Origin of the sequence: Streptomyces sp. NPDC016309 (assembly GCF_043077235.1) — a bacterium.
Taxonomy (GTDB): domain Bacteria; phylum Actinomycetota; class Actinomycetes; order Streptomycetales; family Streptomycetaceae; genus Streptomyces.
Genome location: NZ_JBIBSG010000009.1, coordinates 155,677 through 174,660, shown reverse-complemented (window position 1 = coordinate 174,660; position 18,984 = coordinate 155,677). Strand labels below are relative to the sequence as shown.

Annotated in this window: 24 protein-coding genes; 6 read left to right on the top strand and 18 right to left on the bottom strand. The window is 74.2% G+C overall.

Annotated features, from left to right (window positions below):
* Positions 1 to 50: 50 nt before the first annotated feature.
* From trpM to hisI, 7 genes are all read right to left on the bottom strand, one after another.
* Complete coding sequence (gene trpM / locus ACF068_RS23335; RefSeq protein ID WP_392276422.1) at positions 51 to 290, bottom strand: tryptophan biosynthesis modulator TrpM; 240 nt, start codon at positions 288 to 290, stop codon at positions 51 to 53.
* A gap of 152 nt (positions 291 to 442) precedes the next feature.
* Positions 443 to 1,252 (bottom strand): indole-3-glycerol phosphate synthase TrpC, encoded by an 810-nt coding sequence (gene trpC / locus ACF068_RS23330; RefSeq protein ID WP_392276213.1) that lies wholly within the window; start codon positions 1,250 to 1,252, stop codon positions 443 to 445.
* Between the two features lie 115 nt (positions 1,253 to 1,367).
* Positions 1,368 to 1,940 (bottom strand): DUF2752 domain-containing protein, encoded by a 573-nt coding sequence (locus ACF068_RS23325; protein ID WP_392276212.1) that lies wholly within the window; start codon positions 1,938 to 1,940, stop codon positions 1,368 to 1,370.
* 60 nt (positions 1,941 to 2,000) lie between these two features.
* On the bottom strand, positions 2,001 to 2,273 hold the full coding sequence (locus ACF068_RS23320; RefSeq protein WP_392276211.1) for an HGxxPAAW family protein: 273 nt from the start codon (positions 2,271 to 2,273) through the stop codon (positions 2,001 to 2,003).
* A gap of 97 nt (positions 2,274 to 2,370) precedes the next feature.
* Complete coding sequence (locus ACF068_RS23315) at positions 2,371 to 3,051, bottom strand: TIGR02234 family membrane protein (RefSeq protein ID WP_392276210.1); 681 nt, start codon at positions 3,049 to 3,051, stop codon at positions 2,371 to 2,373.
* Positions 3,052 to 3,055: 4 nt separating this feature from the next.
* Positions 3,056 to 4,543 (bottom strand): anthranilate synthase component I, encoded by a 1,488-nt coding sequence (locus ACF068_RS23310; RefSeq protein WP_392276209.1) that lies wholly within the window; start codon positions 4,541 to 4,543, stop codon positions 3,056 to 3,058.
* An 11-nt stretch (positions 4,544 to 4,554) separates the two neighbouring features.
* A complete protein-coding gene (gene hisI / locus ACF068_RS23305) occupies positions 4,555 to 4,920 on the bottom strand; it encodes a phosphoribosyl-AMP cyclohydrolase (protein WP_392276208.1) in 366 nt (121 codons plus the stop codon).
* Positions 4,921 to 5,004: 84 nt separating this feature from the next.
* Between hisI and ACF068_RS23300 the strand changes: the two genes are divergently transcribed.
* Positions 5,005 to 5,640: a TIGR03085 family metal-binding protein gene (locus tag ACF068_RS23300; RefSeq protein ID WP_392276207.1), complete on the top strand. Its 636-nt coding sequence runs from the start codon at positions 5,005 to 5,007 to the stop codon at positions 5,638 to 5,640.
* A gap of 184 nt (positions 5,641 to 5,824) precedes the next feature.
* Positions 5,825 to 6,211: a VOC family protein gene (locus ACF068_RS23295; RefSeq protein ID WP_392276206.1), complete on the top strand. Its 387-nt coding sequence runs from the start codon at positions 5,825 to 5,827 to the stop codon at positions 6,209 to 6,211.
* Between the two features lie 18 nt (positions 6,212 to 6,229).
* Here the strand turns inward: ACF068_RS23295 and hisF are convergent, their stop codons facing one another.
* From hisF to hisD, 8 genes are read right to left on the bottom strand one after another with little or no spacing between them, the layout of a single operon-like run.
* The gene (hisF, locus tag ACF068_RS23290) at positions 6,230 to 6,985 is read right to left on the bottom strand and encodes an imidazole glycerol phosphate synthase subunit HisF (protein ID WP_392276205.1); all 756 of its coding nucleotides are present in this window, start codon (positions 6,983 to 6,985) and stop codon (positions 6,230 to 6,232) included.
* Complete coding sequence (locus tag ACF068_RS23285; RefSeq protein ID WP_392276204.1) at positions 6,982 to 7,398, bottom strand: RidA family protein; 417 nt, start codon at positions 7,396 to 7,398, stop codon at positions 6,982 to 6,984. The genes hisF and ACF068_RS23285 overlap by 4 nt, the downstream gene beginning before the upstream one ends.
* Complete coding sequence (gene priA / locus ACF068_RS23280; RefSeq protein WP_392276203.1) at positions 7,395 to 8,120, bottom strand: bifunctional 1-(5-phosphoribosyl)-5-((5-phosphoribosylamino)methylideneamino)imidazole-4-carboxamide isomerase/phosphoribosylanthranilate isomerase PriA; 726 nt, start codon at positions 8,118 to 8,120, stop codon at positions 7,395 to 7,397. Before priA ends, ACF068_RS23285 begins: the two co-directional genes overlap by 4 nt.
* 37 nt (positions 8,121 to 8,157) lie before the next feature.
* On the bottom strand, positions 8,158 to 8,799 hold the full coding sequence (hisH, locus tag ACF068_RS23275) for an imidazole glycerol phosphate synthase subunit HisH (protein WP_392276202.1): 642 nt from the start codon (positions 8,797 to 8,799) through the stop codon (positions 8,158 to 8,160).
* A 5-nt stretch (positions 8,800 to 8,804) separates the two neighbouring features.
* A complete protein-coding gene (locus ACF068_RS23270; protein WP_392276201.1) occupies positions 8,805 to 8,972 on the bottom strand; it encodes a hypothetical protein in 168 nt (55 codons plus the stop codon).
* Positions 8,969 to 9,562, bottom strand: a complete 594-nt coding sequence (hisB, locus tag ACF068_RS23265; protein ID WP_030492957.1) for an imidazoleglycerol-phosphate dehydratase HisB — start codon at positions 9,560 to 9,562, stop codon at positions 8,969 to 8,971. Before hisB ends, ACF068_RS23270 begins: the two co-directional genes overlap by 4 nt.
* The gene (locus ACF068_RS23260; protein ID WP_392276200.1) at positions 9,559 to 10,686 is read right to left on the bottom strand and encodes a histidinol-phosphate transaminase; all 1,128 of its coding nucleotides are present in this window, start codon (positions 10,684 to 10,686) and stop codon (positions 9,559 to 9,561) included. The genes hisB and ACF068_RS23260 overlap by 4 nt, the downstream gene beginning before the upstream one ends.
* The gene (hisD, locus tag ACF068_RS23255; RefSeq protein ID WP_392276199.1) at positions 10,683 to 12,005 is read right to left on the bottom strand and encodes a histidinol dehydrogenase; all 1,323 of its coding nucleotides are present in this window, start codon (positions 12,003 to 12,005) and stop codon (positions 10,683 to 10,685) included. The genes ACF068_RS23260 and hisD overlap by 4 nt, the downstream gene beginning before the upstream one ends.
* Before the next feature lie 160 nt (positions 12,006 to 12,165).
* On the opposite strand from hisD, the gene ACF068_RS23250 reads away from it, so the two are divergent.
* The 4 genes from ACF068_RS23250 (at position 12,166) to ybaK (ending at position 16,216) form a co-directional block, all read left to right on the top strand.
* The gene (locus ACF068_RS23250) at positions 12,166 to 13,776 is read left to right on the top strand and encodes an oxidoreductase (RefSeq protein WP_392276198.1); all 1,611 of its coding nucleotides are present in this window, start codon (positions 12,166 to 12,168) and stop codon (positions 13,774 to 13,776) included.
* 114 nt (positions 13,777 to 13,890) lie between these two features.
* Entirely contained in the window at positions 13,891 to 14,952 is a 1,062-nt protein-coding gene (locus tag ACF068_RS23245) for a hypothetical protein (RefSeq protein WP_392276197.1), read from the top strand.
* A 5-nt stretch (positions 14,953 to 14,957) separates the two neighbouring features.
* Entirely contained in the window at positions 14,958 to 15,698 is a 741-nt protein-coding gene (locus tag ACF068_RS23240) for an LON peptidase substrate-binding domain-containing protein (protein WP_392276196.1), read from the top strand.
* Between the two features lie 20 nt (positions 15,699 to 15,718).
* Positions 15,719 to 16,216 (top strand): Cys-tRNA(Pro) deacylase, encoded by a 498-nt coding sequence (ybaK, locus tag ACF068_RS23235; protein WP_392276195.1) that lies wholly within the window; start codon positions 15,719 to 15,721, stop codon positions 16,214 to 16,216.
* A 124-nt stretch (positions 16,217 to 16,340) separates the two neighbouring features.
* On the opposite strand, the gene ACF068_RS23230 is transcribed toward ybaK, so the two are convergent.
* From ACF068_RS23230 to ACF068_RS23220, 3 genes are all read right to left on the bottom strand, one after another.
* Entirely contained in the window at positions 16,341 to 16,958 is a 618-nt protein-coding gene (locus tag ACF068_RS23230; RefSeq protein WP_392276194.1) for a DUF2567 domain-containing protein, read from the bottom strand.
* Positions 16,959 to 16,992: 34 nt separating this feature from the next.
* Positions 16,993 to 17,817 carry an ABC transporter permease gene (locus tag ACF068_RS23225; RefSeq protein WP_392276421.1) on the bottom strand — a complete coding sequence of 275 codons (825 nt, stop codon included), beginning with the start codon at positions 17,815 to 17,817 and terminating at the stop codon, positions 16,993 to 16,995.
* A gap of 194 nt (positions 17,818 to 18,011) precedes the next feature.
* Complete coding sequence (locus ACF068_RS23220; protein ID WP_392276420.1) at positions 18,012 to 18,983, bottom strand: ABC transporter ATP-binding protein; 972 nt, start codon at positions 18,981 to 18,983, stop codon at positions 18,012 to 18,014.
* Position 18,984: the final 1 nt, after the last annotated feature.

The window sequence follows — 18,984 nt, the reverse complement described above, 5'->3', positions numbered from 1 at the left end:
CTACCGAACGACCACTGCCCGCCCGTCCGTGCGCCGGAGCGGGCGGTGGGTCAGCGGTGGTGGGGGCGCGCGGTGCGCGCGCGCCATCGCATGCCGTTGACCTGGCCGGGTTCGTCGCCGATGACGTAGCGGACGCGGCGTCCGTGCACGCGCCGCGCGGGGGCCCGGCAGCCGCGCGGGCGGCAGCCCCGGGCGAGCCGGGCGTACGGGTCGCGGGCCGCCGTGGCGTCCGCCGCCGGGACGGCCAGGTACGCGCGCGTGGCGCCCGTACCGGGACGGGCGAGGGTCATGGAGGACGGGGTGCGGGCCGGGATCCGCCCCGGCGCCGCGCCGGGTGCCGCGCCGGCGTCCGCGCACGCGCGGGACGTCCGCACCGGGCGCGAGGGCGTCCGGTGCGGCGTCGCGGCGGCGACGGTGCGGGCGGCGGCGGTCATGGGGAGGTTCAGCCCCGTCCGTGCCGGAGGGCCGGGTGGGCGCCGGCGGCGACCAGGTCGGCGACCGCGGACTTGGGGTCGCGTCCGGTGACCAGGGACTCGCCCACCAGGACGGCGTCCGCGCCCGCGTTGGCGTAGGCGATCAGGTCGTGCGGTCCGCGGATGCCGGACTCGGCGACCTTGACGATGCGGGAGGGGATCTCGGGGCCGACGCGCTCGAAGGTGGAGCGGTCGACCTTGAGGGTCTTCAGGTTGCGCGCGTTGACGCCGATGACCCGGGCGCCCGCGTCGACGGCCCGCTCGACCTCGTCCTCGTCGTGCACCTCGACCAGCGGGGTGAGACCGATGGACTCGGCCCGCTCGATCAGCGACTCCAGGGCGGGCTGCTCCAGGGCGGCGACGATCAGCAGGGCGAGGTCGGCCCCGTACGCCCTGGCCTCCCAGAGCTGGTAGGCCGTGACGATGAAGTCCTTGCGCAGGACCGGGATGTCGACCTTGGCGCGCACCGCTTCGAGGTCGGCCAGGGAGCCGCCGAAGCGCCGCTGCTCGGTGAGCACGGAGATGACGGAGGCACCGCCCGCCTCGTAGTCGGCGGCGAGCCCGGCGGGGTCCGCGATCGCGGCGAGCGCGCCCTTGGACGGGCTGGAGCGCTTCACCTCGCAGATGACCTTCACGCCGTCGCCGCGCAGGGCGGCGGCGCCGTCCTTGGCGGCGGGCGCCTTGGCCGCCCGCTCCTTGAGCTCGTCGAGAGAGACCCGCGCCTGTCGCTCTGCGAGGTCGGCGCGCACGCCTTCGATGATCTCGTCGAGCACACTCACGCGAGAGGCCCCCTTCCACGGCGGCGGTGTTGGATCAGGATCAGTCACCTTGATGGTATCCGCACCGGGGCCCAGAGTCCTCATCCGGCCGACCGCTCCGCTGTGACCTGCTGTTTCAGGGGGCGAGAGCCGATCCGAACGGAAGGTTCCGGACGACCGAGAACACCACGAGCAGAGCCCCGGCGGACCACCACCACACGGGGGCCAGGGTGAGGCGTACGGGCAGCCCCCTGGCGGCCCTGGCCAGCCAGTACGCCATCGCCACCGCGAAGAGCAGGTAGCCGGCCACGGCGAACGCGTTGGCGCCCAGGGCGGTGACCAGGTCCCCGTGGACGAAGGCGTGCGCGCTGCGCAGGCCGCCGCAGCCGGCGCAGAGCAGCCCGGTGAAGCGGAACAGCGGGCAGACGGGGTAGTGCCCGGGCTCGTTGGGGTCCACCGCGCCGACGTACGCGAACGCCGCGGCGGCCGCCGCGAGGGTGCCCAGGGGTGCCGCGAGCCGCCGCGCGAGCGGGCGCGGAGGGGGCGGCGGGTACGGGCCGGAACGCGGCGGGCCGCTCCGGAGCCCGGGACGCGCGGGCCCGGGGAGCGCGGGCCCGGCGAGCGGGGGCGCCCCGGGGTGCGGGAGCGCGGACGGCGGGGCGGGGCTGCGGGTCGGATCGGGGTCCACCGGGTGATTGTCGCCGGTCATGCGGAAAGGCGCAGCCCGGCTGGTGCCGGACCGCGCCTTCTCGTGTCGCGCCCGGACGGGTCAGGCGGTGACGTCCGCGCGGGCCGTCTCCGGGGTGCGGTCCTTGCGGGCGGCCGCCTCGCGCGCCCGGACGAGGTCGGGCGACTCCTTCTGGCCGAGACCGGCCAGCTTCATCGCACCGCCGACGACACCGCCGAGCAGGATGAGGCCGATGCCCGCCCAGAAGCCGAACGGGTTGGCCGCCACCATGAAGACACCGGCGACGCAGAAGCCGATGAAGGAGATGATGACACCGGTCCAGGCGGCCGGGGTGTGTCCATGGTCGCTGGCCATGAATTGCTCCTCGTTGATGTTGCTCTCTTAAGGCCCCGCCGGGGTGCGGACGCTCAGCGACATTGTCCCGCACGCGCGCGTACGAGGTGATCCGGGGTCACCCTCGCGGGTCGGTCGGGTCCTCGCCGCGGTCGAGGGCCTTCCACAGGTCCTCGGGCCGGTCGGGGTCGCCGGGGCGGGCCGCGCCGGCGGTCCTCCCCGGGCGGGGGCCGCCGTCGCGCTCGTACCGGCCGGACATCGCGGGCCAGCCCCGCCCGTGGCGGAGGGCGAGGAGCCCGGCGGCGAGGATCAGCAGCGCCCCCACGACGGTGACCCAGGGCCAGGGGGTGTGGGTGAGGGCCTCGACCCGGGCCGCGGCGTCCCCGGTCGTCGAGGCGGCCTTCTCGTCCAGCGCCGCCCCGTCGGAGGCGCCCAGGTAGGCGGCGGTGGCGGCCCCGGCGCCGCTGAGGGTGAGCAGCAGCGACACGAGGGACCGGCCGGCGCGGCGTACCGCGAAGACGGCGACGAGGGCGGCCAGGCCCACTATGGCGAGCGCGGTCGGGACGCCGGTGACGTCTCCGCCCGTCGCGTCGAGCGGCACGGAGCCGCCGCCGACCGTGACCGTGCCCTCGGCCCAGGTCTGGCCGGACGCGAGCAGCACGACGGCCGCGCCCGCGGCGCCGAGGGACAGGGCGGCGGCGAGACTGCGGCGGCCGCCCGAAGCGGCCGCCGTCCCGTCCGCGCGGGTGGCACGGGGCTGGGGTACGGATGCGGCACTCACCCGTCCACTATCCCTCATGCCGTCATGCGCCGTTCATCCGGTTGGCGGTGTGTACGGCGCGGAGCACGGCGGCGGCCTTGTTGCGGCACTCGGTGTCCTCGGCGACCGGGTCGGAGTCGGCCACGACCCCGGCGCCGGCCTGGACGTACGCCGTGCCGTCGCGCAGCAGCGCGGTGCGGATGGCGATGGCGGTGTCGGAGTCGCCCGCGAAGTCGAGGTAGCCGACGCAGCCGCCGTACAGCCCGCGCCGGGTGGGTTCGAGTTCGTCGATGATCTGCATGGCGCGCGGCTTGGGCGCGCCGGACAGGGTCCCGGCGGGGAAGCAGGCGGTGAGCACGTCGAAGGCGGTGCGGCCCTCGGCGACGCGGCCGGTGACGGTCGAGACGATGTGCATCACGTGCGAGTACCGCTCGATGGACATGAAGTCGACGACCTCGACGGAGCCGGGTTCGCAGACGCGGCCCAGGTCGTTGCGGCCCAGGTCGACCAGCATCAGGTGCTCGGCCCGCTCCTTGGGGTCGGCGATCAGCTCGTCGGCGTACGCCTGGTCCTCCTGGGGCGTGGCGCCGCGCGGCCGGGTGCCGGCGATGGGGTGGACCATCGCGTGCCCGTCCTCCACCTTGACCAGGGCCTCGGGGCTGGAGCCGACGACGTCGAAGCCGTCGAAACGGAAGAGGTACATGTACGGGGACGGGTTGGTGGCCCGCAGGACCCGGTAGACGTCCAGGGCGCCGGCCGTGCAGGGCGTCTCGAAGCGCTGGGAGGGCACCACCTGGAAGGCCTCGCCGGCCCTGATGCGTTCCTTGATGTCCTCGACGGCGTCCTGGTAGGCCTTGCCGCCCCACAGCGCGGTGTGCGGCGGGAGCTCGGAGGGGGGCAGGGCGACGGGCCGGGTGCGGACCGGTTCGGCCAGGTCGGCCTCCATGGCGTCGAGCCGGGCGACGGCGTCGGCGTAGGCCTCCTCGACCCCGGTGTCGAGGTCGTTGTGGTTGATGGCGTTGGCGATGAGCACCACCGTGCCGTCCCAGTGGTCCAGCACGGCCAGGTCCGAGGTGAGCAGCATGGTCAGCTCGGGCAGGTCGAGGTCGTCGCGGCCGTGGTCGCCGATGCGCTCCAGGCGGCGCACGATGTCGTAGCCGAGGTACCCGACCATGCCGCCGGTGAAGGGCGGCATCCCGGAGGCCAGGTCGCGCGGGGTGTGGAGGGCCTCCACGGTGGCGCGCAGCGCCTTCAGGGGGTCGCCGTCCACCGGGACGCCGACGGGCGGGACGCCCAGCCAGTGGGCCTGTCCGTCGCGGGCGGTGAGGGTGGCGGCGCTGCGGACGCCGATGAAGGAGTAGCGGGACCACGAGCGGCCGTTCTCGGCGGACTCCAGGAGGAAGGTGCCGGGCCGCTCGGCGGCGAGCTTGCGGTAGAGGCCGACCGGGGTCTCGCCGTCCACCAGGAGGCGGCGGCTGACGGGGATGACGCGGCGGTCCGCCGCGAGCTTGCGGAAGGTCTCGAGATCCATGGCGTCTGACCCTACTCGGTGGGAATTGCCTGTCCCAGGGGCAGCACGTCGGCGTCGAAGCAGGTGCGGGCGCCGGTGTGGCAGGCGGCCCCGACCTGGTCGACCTTGACCAGGACGGTGTCGGCGTCGCAGTCGAGGGCGACGGACTTGACGTGCTGGACGTGGCCGGAGGTGTCGCCCTTGACCCAGTACTCGTGGCGGCTGCGGGACCAGTAGGTGCAGCGGCCGGTGGTGAGGGTGCGGTGCAGGGCCTCGTCGTCCATCCAGCCGAGCATGAGCACCTCTCCGGTGTCGTACTGCTGGGCGATGGCCGGGACCAGCCCGTCGGGGCTGCGCTTGAGACGGGCGGCGATGGCCGGGTCAAGGTTGCTGGTCATGCCGCCATTGTGCCGTGACGGAGAGGGGTTCCCGGTGGTGCGTCCACTGGGCGGACCGCCCCGCGCGGTCGTACCCTGGCCCCTATGTCGACCCATGCCAAGCGTGAACGACTCCTGCTCGCCGACCTCTTGGAGGCGGCGGGCCCCGATGCCCTGACCCTGTGCGAGGGGTGGAAGACCCGTGACCTGGCGGCCCATGTGGTGGTGCGCGAGCGCCGCCCGGACGCGGCGGCGGGGATACTGCTCGGTCCGCTGCGGGGGCGCCTGGAGCAGGTGCAGGCGGAGTACGCCGCCAAGCCGTACGAGGAGCTGGTCCACCTGATCCGTACGGGGCCGCCGCGGTTGTCGCCGTACGCGATCAAGCAGGTGGACGAGGGTGCCAACACGGTGGAGTTCTACGTGCACGCCGAGGACGTGCGGCGGGCGCAGCGGGACTGGACGCCGCGCGCCCTGGACCCGGTCTTCGCGGAGGCCCTGTGGGTGCGGCTGGAGAAGGCCGCGCGGATGCTGTGCCGGAAGGTGCCGGTGGGGCTGGTCCTGCGCCGGCCGGACGGCCGGACGGTGGTGGGCCACCGGGGCACCCCGGTGGTGACGGTGACGGGTGAGCCGGGCGAGCTGACGATGTTCGTGTTCGGCCGCCAGGACGCGGCGGACGTCGAGGTGGCCGGCGAGAAGGACGCCGTGGAGCGGCTGCACGGGACGAAGCAGCTGGGCATCTAGGGCCCGGCCGGTCCGGTACGGGGCGCCCGCCGCGCGGTGGGCGCTCCCCGGGCGGGCCGGCCCCGGGTCGTCGTCGGCGGCGTGCGGCGGCGGGCGCCCGCGGGGGCGTGCATCATCGGACGTACGCGGCTCGTGCGCGGTGGCGCCCGTAAGCGGCCCCGCGCGGGCGGGCAGGAGGTTCACGATGATCCGGATCGCCATGACCAGCGTGTACGTCGACGACGAGGACCGGGCCCATGTCTTCTACCGGGACGTCCTCGGTTTCGCGACCCGTACGGATCTCGATCTGGGCGGGGCGCGCTTCATCACGGTGTCCGCGCCCGGTCAGGACGTGGAGCTGCTGCTGGAGCCCGGGGACAGCCCGCTGGCGGAGCGGTACCGCCGGGGGCTGCGGGACGCCGGGCTGCCGTGCATCGTCCTCGGGGTGGACGACCTGGCGGCCGAGTACGAGCGGCTGAGCGGGCTGGGCGTGCGGTTCACCCAGCCGCCCACGGAGCAGGGGCCGGTGCTGACGGCCGTGCTGGACGACACCGTCGGCAACCTCGTGCAGCTCACCCAGCCGCTCGGCTGAGCCCCTGCCCCGCGGGCGTCAGCGGACCGGGTGGCCCGCGTCGCGCAGGGTGGCCTTCACCTCGGAGATCCGCAGGTCGCCGAAGTGGAAGACCGACGCGGCCAGCACCGCGTCCGCGCCCGCGTCGATGGCGGGCGGGAAGTGGGCGAGCGCGCCGGCGCCGCCGGAGGCGATCACCGGAACCGAGACGTGCTCGCGCACGGCGGCGATCATCTCGGTGTCGTAGCCGTCCTTGGTGCCGTCCGCGTCCATCGAGTTGAGCAGGATCTCGCCGGCGCCCAGCTCGGCGGCCCGGTGGGCCCATTCGACGGCGTCGAGGCCGGTGCCGCGGCGGCCGCCGTGGGTGGTGACCTCGAAGGTGCCCTCCGGGGTGCGGCGGGCGTCGACGGACAGCACGAGCACCTGGCGGCCGAACCGCTCGGCGATCTCCTTGATCAGGTCCGGGCGGGCGATCGCCGCCGTGTTGACGCCGACCTTGTCCGCGCCGGCGCGCAGCAGCCGGTCGACGTCCTCGGCGCTGCGCACGCCGCCGCCGACGGTCAGCGGGATGAAGACCTGCTCGGCGGTGCGGCGCACCACGTCGTAGGTGGTCTCCCGGTTCCCGGACGAGGCGGTGATGTCGAGGAAGGTCAGCTCGTCGGCGCCCTCGGCGTCGTACAGCTTGGCCATCTCGACGGGGTCGCCCGCGTCGCGGAGGTTCTGGAAGTTGACGCCCTTGACGACCCGGCCGTTGTCCACGTCGAGGCAGGGGATGACGCGTACCGCGAGGGTCATGAGGGAGTGCCTCCCTGGGTGGTGCCGGTCCGGTACGCCTCGACCTCGACCTCGACGACCAGGCTGGGGTCGACGAAGCCGGAGACGATGATCATCGACGCGGCGGGTCGGACGGCGTCGAACAGCTCCTTGTGGGCGCGGCCGACCTCCTCCACGTCCCGGGCGTGGGTGAGGTACATCCGGGTGCGGACGACGTCGGTGGGGCCGAGGCCCAGTCGCTCCAGCGCGGCGAAGGCGACCTTGAAGGAGTTGACCGCCTGCTCGTAGGGGCCGCCGCCGGCGATCTGGCCGTCGATGACGGAGGTGCAGCCGGAGACCAGGACCAGGCCGCTGGGCAGCTCCACGGCCCGCGCATAGCCGAACTGCTCCTCCCAGGGGGCGCCGGTCACCACCCGGCGTACGGAGTCGGTCATCCGGCCACCGCCGCGAGCGCTTCCTCCAGGGTGAACGCCTCGGCGTACAGCGCCTTGCCGACGATGGCGCCCTCGACGCCGAGCGGGACCAGCTCCGCCAGGGCGCGCAGGTCGTCCAGCGACGAGACGCCGCCGGAGGCGACGACCGGCTTGTCGGTGGCGGCGCAGACGTTGCGCAGCAGCTCCAGGTTGGGGCCCTGGAGCGTGCCGTCCTTGGCGATGTCGGTGACCACGTAGCGGGCGCAGCCCTCGGAGTCGAGGCGGGCCAGCGTCTCGTACAGGTCGCCGCCGTCGCGGGTCCAGCCGCGGCCGCGCAGCGTGGTGCCGCGGACGTCCAGGCCGACGGCGATCTTGTCGCCGTGCTCGGCGATGACCTTGGCGACCCACTCGGGGGTCTCCAGGGCGGCCGTGCCCAGGTTGACGCGGGTGCAGCCGGTGGCCAGCGCGGCGGCGAGGGACGCGTCGTCCCGGATGCCGCCGGACAGCTCGACCTTGATGTCCATGGCCTTCGCGACCTCGGCGATCAGCTCGCGGTTGTCACCGGTGCCGAAAGCGGCGTCGAGGTCGACGAGATGCAGCCACTCGGCGCCCGCGCGCTGCCAGGCGAGGGCGGCCTCCAGCGGGGAGCCGTAGGAGGTCTCCGTGCCGGACTCGCCGTGGACGAGCCGTACGGCCTGGCCGTCCCGGACGTCGACGGCGGGGAGGAGTTCGAGCTTGCTCATCTCAGCGGGTCCTCGGTTCCTAGATCCTTTGGGCGGGTCAGAAGGTGTTGAGCCAGTTGGTCAGTAGCTGGGCGCCGGCGTCGCCGGACTTCTCGGGGTGGAACTGGGTCGCCCACAGCGCCCCGTTCTCGACCGCGGCCACGAACCGCTCCCCGTGCGTGGACCAGGTGACCTTGGGCGCGCGCATGGCGGGGTTGGTGACCTCCAGGCTCCAGTCGTGCACCGCGTAGGAGTGCACGAAGTAGAACCGGGCGTCGGTGCCGAGGCCGGCGAACAGCTCGCTGTCCTCCGGGGCGTCGACGGTGTTCCAGCCCATGTGGGGGACGACGGGGGCCTTCAGCGGGCCGACCGTGCCGGGCCACTCGTCCAGGCCCTCGGTCTCCACGCCGTGCTCGATGCCGCGCTCGAAGAGGATCTGCATGCCGACGCAGATGCCCATGACGGGGCGGCCGCCGGACAGGCGGCGCTCGACGATCCAGTCGCCGCGGGCCTCCTTGAGCCCGGCCATGCAGGCGGCGAACGCGCCGACGCCGGGGACGAGGAGCCCGTCGGCGTTCATGGCCCGGTCGTAGTCGCGGGTGATCTCGACGTCGGCGCCGACGTGGGCGAGGGCCCGCTCGGCGGAGCGGACGTTGCCGAACCCGTAGTCGAGGACGACGACCTTCTTCGCAGTGCTCATGCCACTCATTCCCAGATTCCCTGGAGCCGCAGGACGCCCGCCACCAGGCACATCAGCGAGGCGACGGCCAGCAGGACGATGACGCCCCGGGGCATCTTCTGCTTGCTGAAGGAGTACACGCCTCCCGCCAGGAAGAGGCCCACGACGATCAGGATGGTCGACAGACCCGTCACAGCGCGCCCTTCGTGGAGGGCAGGATGCCGGCCGCGCGCGGGTCGCGCTCCGAGGCGTACCGGAGGGCGCGGGCGAGCGCCTTGAACTGGCACTCCACGATGTGGTGGGCGTTGCGCCCGTACGGGACGTGGACGTGCAGCGCGATCTGGGCCTGGGCGACGAACGACTCCAGGATGTGCCGGGTCATCGTCGTGTCGTAGGAGCCGATCATCGGCGCCATGTTCTCCGGCTCGGTGTGCACCAGGTAGGGGCGGCCGGAGAGGTCGACGGTGACCTGGGCGAGGGACTCGTCCAGCGGCACGGTGCAGTTGCCGAACCGGTAGATGCCCACCTTGTCGCCGAGCGCCTGCTTGAAGGCGGCGCCGAGCGCGAGGGCGGTGTCCTCGATGGTGTGGTGGGAGTCGATGTGCAGGTCGCCGTCGGTCTTGACCGTGAGGTCGAACAGGCCGTGGCGGCCGAGCTGGTCCAGCATGTGGTCGTAGAAGCCGACGCCGGTCGACACGTCGACCTTGCCGGTGCCGTCGAGGTCTATCTCGACGACGACGGACGTCTCCTTGGTGGTGCGCTCGACCCGTCCTACGCGGCTCATGAGCTCTGCTCCTTCTTCAGTGCGCGAACCGCATCCAGGAACGCGTCGTTCTCTTCGGGGGTGCCGGCGGTCACCCGCAGCCAGCCCGGTACGCCGTTGTCGCGGACCAGGACGCCGTGGTCGAGGATCCGCTGCCACACGGCGTGGGCGCCGCCCTCGCCGGTGAAGCGTCCGAACTGCACGAAGTTGGCGTCGGACTCGGTCACCTCGTAGCCGGTGGCGCGCAGCTCGGCGACCAGCCGGTCCCGCTCGGTCTTGAGCTGCTCGACGTACCCCAGCAGCGTATCGGTGTGCTCCAGGGCGGCGAGCGCGGTGGCCTGGGTGACGGCCGACAGGTGGTAGGGCAGGCGTACGAGCTGGACGGCGTCGACCACCGCGGGGTGCGCCGCCAGGTAGCCCAGACGCAGTCCGGCGGCGCCGAAGGCCTTGGACATGGTGCGGGAGACCACGAGGTGAGGGCGGCCCTCGATCAGGGACAGCAGCGAGGGGCGGTGGCTGAACTCCACGTACGCCTCGTCCACGACCACCACGGACGGCTTGGCCGCCTGGGCCGCCTCGTACAGCGCCAGCACGGTCTCCGCGTCGACGGCGGTGCCGGTGGGGTTGTTGGGGGAGGTGATGAAGACGACGTCGGGCCGGTGCCTGGCGATGGCGTCCTTCGCCGCGTCGACGTCGATGGTGAAGTCGTCGTTGCGCGGCCCGGAGATCCAGCCGGTGCCGGTGCCGCGCGAGATCAGGCCGTGCATCGAGTACGAGGGCTCGAAGCCGATCGCGAGGCGGCCGGGTCCGGCGAAGGTCTGGAGGAGCTGCTGGAGGACCTCGTTGGAGCCGTTGGCGGCCCACACGTGGGCGAGACCTACCTCGTACCCGGTGGTCCGGGTGAGGTAGGCGGCCAGCCGGGTGCGGAGTTCGACGGCGTCCCGGTCGGGGTAGCGGTTGAGGCCGCGGGCCGCCTCCCGGACGCGCTCGGCGATCCGCTCGACGAGCGGCTCCGGCAGCGGGTACGGGTTCTCGTTGGTGTTGAGGCGTACGGGCACGTCGAGCTGCGGCGCGCCGTAGGGGGACTTGCCGCGCAGCTCGTCGCGGATGGGCAGGTCGTCGATGCCGAGGGTCCCGCCGGTCACCGCTGCGGCACCTTCCACCCGAACCGGGCCTTGATCGCCGCGCCGTGCGCCGGCAGGTCCTCCGCCTCGGCGAGGGTCACCACGTGGTGGGCCACCTCGGCGAGCGCGTCGCGGGTGTAGTCCACGATGTGGATGCCGCGCAGGAACGACTGCACGGACAGGCCGGAGGAGTGGCAGGCGCAGCCGCCGGTCGGCAGGACGTGGTTGGAGCCGGCGCAGTAGTCGCCGAGCGAGACCGGCGCCCAGGGCCCGACGAAGACGGCGCCCGCGTTCCGCACCCGCTGGGCCACGGCAGCGGCGTCGGCGGTCTGGATCTCCAGGTGTTCGGCGCCGTAGGCGTCGACGACCCGCAGGCCCTCCTCCAGGCCGTCGACCAGCACGATCGCGGACTGCTTGCCGCGCAGGGCGGGCACGATCCGGTCCTCGACGTGCCGGGTGGCGGCGACCTGCGGCTCCAGTTCCTTCTCGACGGCCCGGGCGAGGTCGGGCGAGTCGGTGACCAGGACGGCGGCCGCGAGCGGGTCGTGCTCGGCCTGGCTGATCAGGTCGGCCGCGATGTGCGCGGGGTCGGCGGTGTCGTCGGCGAGGACGGCGATCTCCGTGGGGCCGGCCTCGGTGTCGATGCCGATCCGGCCGGTGAAGTACCGCTTGGCGGCGGCGACCCAGATGTTGCCGGGGCCGGTGACCATGTTGGCGGGGGCGCAGGACTCGGTGCCGTACGCGAACATGGCGACGGCCTGGGCGCCTCCGGCCGCGTACACCTCGTCGACGCCGAGGAGGGCGCAGGCGGCGAGGATGGTGGGGTGCGGGAGGCCGCCGTGCTCCTTCTGCGGCGGGGAGGCGAGGGCGATCGACTCGACGCCCGCCTCCTGCGCCGGTACGGCGTTCATGATCACGGACGACGGGTAGACGGAGCGGCCGCCGGGCGCGTACAGCCCGACCCGCTCGACGGGGACCCACTTCTCGGTCACCGTGCCGCCGGGCACCACCTGGGTGGTGTGCGCGGTGCGGCGCTGCTCGCGGTGGACGATCCTGGCCCGCCGGATCGACTCCTCCAGGGCGGCGCGGACCTTCGGGTCGAGCTCCTCCAGCGCGCGCGTGAGCGCGGCGGCCGGAACCCGCACCCGGTCGAGGACGACCCCGTCGAACTTCTCCGCGTAGTCGATCAGCGCCGCGTCCCCGCGATGGTGCACGGCCTCGCAGATGGGCCGCACCTTCTCCAGGGCGGCTTCCACGTCGAACTCGGCACGGGGCAGCAGGTCGCGCAGCGCGCCGCCCTTCGGGAGGGCGTCGCCGCGCAGATCGATTCGTGAGATCACAGGTCAATTCTCGCAGACGGCATCGCGCGGCCGAGCGTCCGTATCACTGGCTGATACACGTCGCAGTGGCGTCTTGTTGTCACACCTGACCGTTAGCGTTCGGTCCGTCACACAGCGGGAAGAACAACCGTACGAAACAGGGGAAGCGGAGGGGGCGGCAGTGACCGAGCCGCACGACGACGATGTGCCGGCCGATCTCACCCCGTCCGAGGTGGGGATGTGGCAGGCGTTCCGGATCGGCGCCACCTATGACCTGAGCACCGGCAACGGCTTGCTGGACGACCCGTTCGCGCCGCGCGTCTGGCCGCCCGAGCGGAGCGTGCGGGCGGACAAGGTGGCGCTGCTGCTGCTGGACGGGCCGCCGGCGCTGGCCGGGCGGGTGTCGGCGCTGAAGCTGCGCGGGGTGCAGATCACCGGCACGCTCGATCTGGCCGGCGGCACCATCGCTCCGTACGTGGAGCTGCACGGCTGCCGGTTCGAGAACGAGGTGGTGCTGCCCGAGTCGCGGTTCACCACGCTGCGCATGGTCAAGTGCGCGATACCGCGGCTGGAGGCGGCGCGGCTGCACACCGAGGGGGACCTGCACCTCCCCCGCTGCCGGGTGGACCGGGGGATGCGGCTCACCGACGCCCAGATCGGCACGGATCTGCTGATCAGCCAGATCGACGTGGGCCCGGACCGGCGCGGCCGGGCGATCGTGGCCGACGGGATGTCGGTGGCGCAGGACCTGACGGCGGAGCTGATCGAGACGCACGGCGAGTTCTCGCTGCGCGGGGCCAAGGTCGGCGTGTCGCTGAGCCTGCGCGGCAGCCGGCTGCGGGGCGCCGAGGGCCGGCGGGCGCTGAACGCCCCGCAGCTCACCGTGGAGCGGACGCTGTACATGACGTACGCCTGGGTCAGCGACCGGACGGGGAACGCGGCGGGCGCCACACCGCCCGGGGGGCTGGCCAACTTCAACACGCCGATGCGCGGCACCCGCATCCAGCCGTTCGAGTGCCGGGGCGGGGTGCGGCTGGACGACGGCCGGTTCGGGGACGCGGTCGACTTCCACCACGCGCGGTTCCTGCTGTCGTCGGAGCGGCGGGAGGAGCTGTCGCTGCGCCGGATCGTCACCCCGGAGCTGCGTTTCAACGGGGAGCGCCCGGAGGAGGGCCGGGTGGTGCTGAACGGCGCGAAGGTGGTGACGCTGATCGACCTGTCCACGAGCTGGCCCGGCCCCGGGGGCCTGGCGATGGGCGGGTTCGTGTACGAGAACCTGGTGCCGTACGGGCACTTCCCGCTCGCCCGCCGCCTGGAGTGGGTGGCGGCGGCGACCCCCGAGTTCGCCCCGGAGCCGTACGAGCGGCTGGCGACGGTGCTGCGCAACAGCGGCGAGGACGCCGACGCCCGGGAGGTGCTGCTGGCCAAGCAGCGGCGGCGGCGCGAGACCCTGCCGCTGGCCGCCAAGATGTGGGGCTTCCTCCAGGACTGGACGGTGGCCTACGGCTACCGGCCGGGCCGGGCGGCGCTGTGGATGGCGGTGCTGTGGGCCGCGGGGACGTTCGCCTTCTCCCGGTCCGATCCGCCGGCCCTCAAACCGGGTGAGCACCCGAACTGGAACGCGGCCCTGTACGCCCTGGACCTGCTGCTGCCGGTGATCGATCTCGGCCAGGACGGGTACTGGCGGCTGGACGGCATGTGGCAGTGGGCGTCGGCCGTGCTGATCCTGCTCGGCTGGATCCTCGCCACGACCGTCGCGGCCGGTGCTTCCCGTCTCCTCAGGCGCAGTTGACACACCCGTACACCGCTTTCTTTACGTTCTCTTGCCATTCGTCCGTGCAACCATTCCGCCCCTACCAAAGCTTCACAGCAGCCCCTCTGGCGCGGCCCCGACCTGCGGTTTTCAATGGTCCGCACCATGTCCTTGCTCCGTGCCCTGTTCAGCACCGCCCGCGCGCTGTGCCCTCCCGGGGAACACTCCCGGACCGCCGCGGGGCACACCGCGCTGCTCCCGGACGGACTGCCGCCGGACCACGCGGTGCTGCTGGACGCGCCGGACGACCGGCTCGCCCCGGCGCTGGTCGCCGCCGCGCTGGGGGATCACGAACCGGCCGCGAAGCTGCTGGCCACCACGCGCGGCGCCGCCGAGTGGGAGAGCCGGGACCGGTACGTCACCCGGCTGGCCGCCTTCGCGCACTGCCGGGACGAGTGGCTGACGGGGTGGCTGGCGAGCACACCCGGCGACCCGGACGCGCTGCTGGTCGAGGCGGAGGTGGCGGTGCGCCGGGCGTGGGCGTCCCCGGCGCGCGCCGAGCGGCTGGGTGAGCTCGGACCGCTGATCGACGCGGCGGCCGGGGCGGCGCCGCGCGACCCGGTGCCGTGGCGCCTGGCGCTGGACCACGCGCGCGGGACCCGGGCCGGGCACGCCGCCTTCGAGTCCCTGTGGGAGCAGGCCGTGCGCCGGGCCTCGCACCACTACGGGTGCCATGTGGCCGCGCTGAAGTACCTGTCCGCCCAGCGGCGTGGCGCGCACCGCGAGTGCCTGGACTTCGCCGAGCAGGCCGCGGCCGACGCGCTGCCGGGCTCGCTGACCCGGGCGTTGCCGGTGCGGGCGGCGTTCGCGCAACTGGTCGCCGGGGACGACGGCGGCGTGCCGGCGGAGCGGATCGACCGGGCGGCGGACCTGGCGGTCGAGCTGTCCGGGCGGTACGCGCCGGGCGACCCGTGGCCGGCCGAGGTGCGCAACGTGCTGGTCTACGTGCTGGCGGGGCGGGGTCGGTGGGCGGCGGCGCTGGAGCAGTTCCGGCTGATCGGCCCGTACGCGACGTCCTTCCCGTGGTCGTCGGTGAGCGACGATCCGCTGGGCCGGTTCCTCGAGACGCGCGACGAGGCGCGCCGCGCGACGGTCCCGGCCGCGCCCTCGCGGGGACGGGCCGGACGCGGCCTTTCGGGCGGCCATTACGCTTGACCGCTGTGACCACCGCTCGCCTGCCACTCTTTCCGCTGAACGCGGTGCTGTTCCCGGGCCTCGTGCTGCCCCTGAACGTTTTCGAGGAGCGTTATCGCGCCATGATGCGCGAGCTGCTGAAGACCGACGAGTCGGAGCCGCGCCGCTTCGCCGTCGTGGCGATCCGCGACGGGCGTGAGGTCGCGCCCAGCGCGCCCGGGATGCCCGACCAGACCGCGCTGCCGGAGAAGGGCCCCGCCGCGGGCTTCGGACCCGACCCGATCCAGGCGTTCCACCGGGTCGGCTGCATCGCCGACGCGGCGACGATCCGGGAACGGGAGAACGGCAGCTTCGAAGTGCTGGCGACCGGCACGACCCGGGTGAAGCTGCTGTCGGTCGACGCGACCGGGCCGTACCTGACCGCCGAGCTCGAAGAGCTGGAGGAGGAGCAGGGCGACGGGGCGGGCGCGCTCGCCGAGGGCGTCCTGCGGGCGTTCCGCGCCTACCAGAAGCGGCTGGCCGGAGCCCGGGAGCGGTCGGTGGCGACCGGTCAGGAACTGCCGGATGAGCCGTCGGTCGTCTCGTATCTGGTGGCCGCGGCCGCGGTGCTCGACACCCCGGCCAAGCAGCGGCTCCTCCAGGCGCCGGACACGGCGACGCGGCTGCGGGAGGAACTGCACCTGCTGCGTGCGGAGACGGCGGTGCTGCGGCACCTGCCGTCGCTGCCGGCGGTGGAGCTGACCCGGGCACCGACGAGCCCCAACTGAACCGGGAGACGACGACCGACGTGGCGAAGAAGTCAAAGAAGCAGTCCGGCGGCACCCCGGCGACGGTGGCCCTCACGGCCGCGGGCACGCCCTTCACGACCCACGCCTACGACCACGACCCCGCCGCGCCCTCGTACGGCGAGGAGGCGGCCGAGGCCCTCGGCGTCTCCCCGGACCGGGTGTTCAAGACCCTGGTCGCGGACGTGGACGGCGAGCTGACCGTGGCGGTCGTCCCGGTCGCCGGCCAGCTCGATCTGAAGGCCCTGGCGGCCGCGGTGGGCGGCAAGCGCGCCACCATGGCCGACCCGGCGGCGGCGGAGCGCACCACGGGGTACGTCCGGGGCGGCATCTCCCCGCTGGGCCAGCGCAAGCGCCTGCGTACCGTGCTGGACGCGTCGGCGTCGGAGCACGCCACGATCTGCGTCTCGGCGGGGCGCCGCGGCCTGGAGGTCGAGCTGGCGCCCGCCGACCTGGCCGCGCTCACCGGCGCGGTGGTGGCACCGATCGGCCGCGCGTAACGCCCCTCGCGCCCGGGGCTCGGTGTCCCGGACGCGGCGTCCGCCGGACCGGGTGTCCCGGATGCGGTGTCCGCCGGACCGGGTGTCCGCCGGACCTTCCGGATCAGAAGGCGGGGCCGCGGTGTCAGGGCTGCGGGGGCAGGTCCCAGTCGGGCTCCGGGTCGCGGGGGCCGAAGAGGGCCGTCAGCGCGAGGTGCACGAGCATCGCGGCCACCGGCCACGCCAGCACCGCCCCGTGCGCCTTGAGCTCCAGCGGCGCGTCGAACGTGACGCCCGCGCCGACCGCCCGGGCGTGCTCCGCCACGTCGTGCGCCGGGCCGAGCAGGGTGCCGAGGCCCCAGCCGAGCAGCGACGCCAGCAGCCCGCCCACGGCGAGCCCGACCACCACCGCGATGCCGCCGTGCCGGTGGAACCAGAAGACGACCGCCGCGCTGAGCGCCCCGAGACCGAGCGCCAGCAGGGTGAACGTCCCGTCCGCGCCGACCGCGCCCTCGCCCTCGGTCTCCCGGAGGAACACGGCCTTGCCGTCCGAGATCAGCGGGATCCGCGGCGCCAGCCACAGCCACAGCAGCCCCAGGGCGATCCCGGCGAGGGTGACCACCAGCAGGACGACCAGGCCCTGGCGCACCTCCGTGGCCGCGTCCGGCACGTCGTCCGTGTCCTTGGGGGCGGCGGGGTACGGCGGCGGCCAGGAGGGGTCCTGCGGGGACGGCCGGTGGGGCGGAGTCAGCGGTGCGGTCACCCTGCCATCGTGCCAGGCCGCCCGGTGCGGTGCCTCACCGGACCGCCGCCCGCCGGTACGCCCACGTCGCGACGGCCAGCGACACGACGCCGACCCCCGCGCACACCGCCAGGTCCAGCCCGACGACCGCCCAGTCCGGCCGGGCGTCGAACGTCCGCGCGAGCGCCTCCACCCCGTACGTCGACGGCAGCAGGTCGCGCGCCCACGCGATGGGCTCGGGCAGCCGCCCGGCCGGGAGCACCCCCAGCAGCAGGGCGGCCGACATGCCGAGCTGGCCGAGCAGGGTGGCCAGTTCCTGGCGCGGCGCGAGCAGCCCGAGCGCCGCGCCGAGCCCGGCGAGGGCGGCCCCCGAGAGCGGGACGACCGCCGCCAGGATCCACAGGTGGGTCAGCGGAAGCTGGAACAGCACCGAACCGGTGACGGCCGTCACCACCGTGCCGGGGACCGTGAAGGAGGCGTACGCACCGGCCGCGCCCAGCACCACCGCCGCGGGCGGCACGGGCAGCGTGGCGTAGTGGTCGAGGCCGCCGCTCGCCCGTAGCTGGCCGAAGTACTGGGCGAGCAGGTTCAGCGCCACGAAGGCGACGACCAGGACGGACGACCCGGCGACGACCGCCCGCGCCTCCGCTCCCCCGTCCACGACCCCGCGCATCAGCACCATGATCCCGACGGACTGGAAGGTCGCCACGAACAGCAGCGGGATACGGGCCACCCGGGCCCGCGAGAGCTGGGCCCCGTACACGGCGGCGAGCGCCGGCAGCAGCCGCGCCCGGGGCGCGAGCGGCGCCGCGTCGCCCGGGGCGGATGCGCCGGCCGGTGCGGCGGCCACCGCGCCGGACGGCACGGCCTGTGCGGGCATGATGCTCAACGGATGCTCCTGTTCACGCCTTGACCGGGCCTTCCACGCCGATACCGGACCCGCATGCCTGCCTCCCGGCCGGCCACGCCGTGAGCGGGCCCGCGGGCTTCGCTCCGGCCGTGCCGGCCGTGACCGGGCCCTTCCTGCCGTGGCCCCGGCCGTTCATGCCGTGACCCCTTCACGCCTCGACCCCTTCACGCCTTGACCAGGCCCTTCGTCTCGCCGCCCAGCGCGAGGTACACGTCCTCCAGGCTCGGCGTCGCCAGCGTGAAGTCGTCCAGTGCCGCGAACGCCGCGCCGCCCGTCACGGCCGCGACCGCCGCCCGGGCCTCGTCCGGCGCCAGCCGCAGCACCCAGGTGCGCCCCGACTCCTGGGCCGAGCCGCGCAGCGCCGCCACCTCGGGCACCTCCAGCGGGGCACGCTCGCGCCACACCAGCTCCACCCGTACCTCGCCGGCCACCCGTTCCTTGAGGCCGGCCGGGGTGTCGCAGGCGATGACCCGGCCACGCTCCAGCACGGCCACCCGGTCCAGTACGGTCTCGGCCTCGATGACGTTGTGGGTGACCAGCAGCACGGTGGTGCCGTGCCGCTCGCGCCGCCGGTCGACCGCGGCCCACACGGCGCGCCGTGCGACGGGGTCCATGCCGGTGGTCGGCTCGTCGAGGACGAGAACCGGCCGCTCCCCGACCAGGGCGGTCGCGAAACAGGCGAGCCGGCGCTGCCCGCCGGACAGCTTCTTCAGCGGCCGCCCGGCCAGCCCGGTCAGGCCCAGCTCGTCCAGGACGGCGTCCCGCTCGGCCCGGGCGGCCCGGGCGGTAAGGCCGCGCAGCCGCCCGGTGGTCTCGGCGGCGAGCGCGACGGTCAGCTCGTCGAGCGCGGTGGACTCCTGCCCGAGGTAGCCGATCAGGCGCGCGGCGCGGTCGGGGTGGCGCACGAGGTCGTGGCCGAGCATCTCGACAGTGCCCGAGTCGGGGCGCATCAGGCCGGTGAGCTGGCGGACGAGGGTGGACTTGCCGGCGCCGTTGGGTCCGAGCAGGCCGAAGACCTCACCGCCGCGCACGTCCAGGGACACCCCGTCGGTGGCGCGCACCTCGGGGGTCGCGGGCCGTCCGCGCCCGCCGCGCGTGGCGGGGTACGTCTTGACCAGCTCCCGCACCACGCACACC